At 71.3% G+C, this 2,803-nt stretch carries 3 protein-coding genes; all 3 read right to left on the bottom strand.

All coding sequences use genetic code 11. The features are described 5' to 3' along the window. Positions 1-815 (bottom strand): succinylglutamate desuccinylase/aspartoacylase family protein (locus G7A99_RS17620; protein ID WP_163142612.1); only part of this gene is annotated, 815 nt, incomplete at its 3' end. After that, positions 815-1,345 (bottom strand): gamma carbonic anhydrase family protein, encoded by a 531-nt coding sequence (locus tag G7A99_RS17615; protein ID WP_163142609.1) that lies wholly within the window; start codon positions 1,343-1,345, stop codon positions 815-817. The genes G7A99_RS17615 and G7A99_RS17620, both read right to left, overlap by 1 nt. A gap of 87 nt (positions 1,346-1,432) precedes the next feature. Beyond that, positions 1,433-2,791, bottom strand: a complete 1,359-nt coding sequence (gene gorA, locus G7A99_RS17610) for a glutathione-disulfide reductase (protein WP_163142606.1) — start codon at positions 2,789-2,791, stop codon at positions 1,433-1,435. Positions 2,792-2,803 lie beyond the last annotated feature (12 nt).

Raw genomic sequence — 2,803 nt, 5'->3', positions numbered from 1 at the left:
TGGCCCTCCTCCACGTACTCGCCCAGGGGGACGATCGCGCGGAACATGCCGTCCTGCTCGGCCCGGGTCCAGCTGCTATTGTTGGCGGCGTAGCTGTTGCGCGGGCGCCGGCGCACGCGGCTGGCGGCGACCATGCCGAGGTGCCACATGACCTGGAGCACGCCCTGCACGCCGGCCTTGATCGAGGACTCGTCGAAACGCAGTGCCTCGCCGGCCTCGTAGGTGATCACCGGCCGGCCCTCGTCGCTGCAGGTCTTGCGCAGGCTGCCCTCGATCAGCGGGGTGTTGACGACGACCGGCGTGGCGAAGGCCTTGGCCATCGCGGCGCAGTCCGGTTCGTCCAGGTTGGCGCGGATCTGGGGCAGGTTCTCGCGGTGGATCGCCGCGGTGTGCAGGTCGATGACATGGCTGGCGTGGCTGAGGATCTCCGTGCGGAAGAGGTTCGCCAGGCGGCCGGCGAGCGAGCCGCGCTCGCTGCCCGGGAAGGCACGGTTGAGATCGCGCCGGTCCGGGAGATAGCGCGAGCGGTCGGTGAAGCCGAAGACGTTGACGATGGGCACGGCCAGCAGCGTGCCGCGCAGGCGCCGCAGGACCGGCAGCTGGAGCAGCCGGCGGATGATCTCCACGCCGTTGATCTCGTCGCCGTGGATGGCGGCGTTGACCAGCAGCACCGGGCCGTCACGCCGGCCGTGGATGACCTGCACCGGCAGCGTCACCGGCGCGTGGGTGTAGAGCAGCGCCGCCGGGATATCGATGGTGCGCCGCTCGCCGGGGTGCACCGTGGTCCCGGCGAGGGTCAGGGCCTGACGTGCCATCAGCGCCGCCCCTCGTGCTTCTCTTTCACCCGGACGTAGTGATGGGCGGAGTAGACGAGCTGCTCGCGCTCCCCGGCGCTGAGCTCGCGCGCCGCCTTGGCCGGCGAGCCCACGTAGAGGTAGCCGGCATCCAGGCGCCGGCCCGGCGGCACCAGCGTGCCCGCGGCGATGATGCAGTCGTCCTCGACCACGGCACCGTCCATGATGATCGCGCCCATGCCCACGAGCACCCGGCTGCCCACGGTGCAGGCGTGGACCACGGCGCGGTGGCCGATGGTGACGTCCTCGCCGACCACGGTGGGGAAACCGCCGGGGCTGTAGGGCCCGTCATGGGCGACGTGTATCACGGTACCGTCCTGGACGTTGCTGCGATCCCCGATGGCGATGCGGTTGACGTCGCCGCGGATCACGGCGGTGGGCCACACCGAGACGTCGTTACCGACGGTCACGTCGCCGATGATCACGGCGCTCTCGTCGATCCACGCGCTGTCGGCGATGCGCGGCCACTTCTCGTCGAACGGTCGAATCATGTCCTCGCTCCCTGGCTGCGGCACGCTCGGGGACGCTCCCCCGCCCTCCGTGCGCCCATGGGCCGCAAGATACCGCCCATCGCGGCCTCAGGCCATGGTGACCACTTCCTCGGCACTGGTGGGATGGATGGCCACGGTGTCGTCGAGATCCGCCTTGGTCGCCCCCATGCGCACCGCCACGGCGAAGCCCTGGAGCATCTCGTCCGCCCCCAGGCCGAACAGGTGCACGCCTACCACCTGGCGGGCGTCGCCGACGCAGACCAGCTTCATCGCGCTGCGGCGCTTGGCCGCGGCATCGGCGAGGGCATACTCCATGGGCACGAACCGCGTGCTGTGCACCGTCACCGCCTCGTCGCCATACTCCGCCCGGGCCTGGTCCTCGGTCAGGCCGACGGTGCCGATGGGCGGGTGGGTGAACACCACCGTGGGGATCGTCTCATAGGCGAGGTGGCGCCCCGGCTGTCCGCCCCAGATCCGGTCGGCAAGACGCCGGCCGGCGGCGATGGCCACCGGGGTGAGGGGGAAGGCGTTGCCGGTGACGTCACCCAGGGCACAGATGTGATGCACGTTGGTGGCCTGGTAATCATCCACCGGGATGCTGCCGTCGGCGCGGACCTCGACGCCGCCGGCGGCGGGGCGCAGCGCCGCGGTGGCCGGCTCCCGGCCGATGGCCCAGACGACCTCGTCGAGGCCGTCCAGGTGACGGCCGTCCTCGGCGTGCAGCGACAGCGCCTCGCGCCGGCGCTCCAGGCGCGCGGGCACGAAGTGGTTCACCACCTCTATGCCGTCGGCGGCCGCCGCCTCCAGGTAGGCCTCGCGGATGATCGGGTCGAACGTGCGCAGCGGCGAGTCCCGGCGCACCACCAGGCGCACCCGCGCCCCGAGCTGGTGGAGCACGCCCGCGAGCTCCACGGCGATGTAGCCGGCACCGACCACGGCGACCTCGTCCGGGCAGGCGGTGAGCTCGAAGAAGCCGTTGGAGTCGATCCCCAGCTCCGCGCCGGGGATGTCCGGATACATCGGCGTACCGCCCACGGCGATGACGAAGCGGTCCGCGGTGTAGCGCTCGCCACGCACCTCGATGGTGTGCGGGTCGACGAAACGCGCCTCGCCCCGCAGCACCGCGACGTCGGAGTTGTCCAGGTTGCGGGCGTAGATGCCGTTCAGCCGCTGGATGTAGGCCTCGCGGTGGGCCACCAGCGCGCCCCAGTCCAGGCCGTTGACGGTGACGTCGAAGCCGTAGTCCCCGGCATGGCGGAGCGTATCCGCGGCATTGGCGGCGTTCCACATCACCTTCTTGGGCACGCAGCCCACGTTCACGCAGGTGCCGCCGAGGCGCTCGCGCTCGACCACCGCGCAGTTCGCCCCGTAGCTCGCGGCGCGGCGCGCGGTGGCGATACCGCCGCTGCCGCCGCCGATACAGATCAGATCGAAATGGTTGCTCATGCGACTCTCTGC

Source organism: Arhodomonas sp. KWT (genome assembly GCF_010993615.1).
The sequence above is the reverse complement of the archived record's forward strand: the minus strand, read 5'-3'. Positions and strand labels throughout refer to the sequence as shown.

Bases quoted from the DNA above. Each gene is read 5' to 3' on its own strand.
- G7A99_RS17615 (WP_163142609.1), bottom strand. From the start codon at position 1,345: ATGATTCGACCGTTCGACGAGAAGTGGCCGCGCATCGCCGACAGCGCG.
- gorA (WP_163142606.1), bottom strand. From the start codon at position 2,791: ATGAGCAACCATTTCGATCTGATCTGTATCGGCGGCGGCAGCGGCGGT.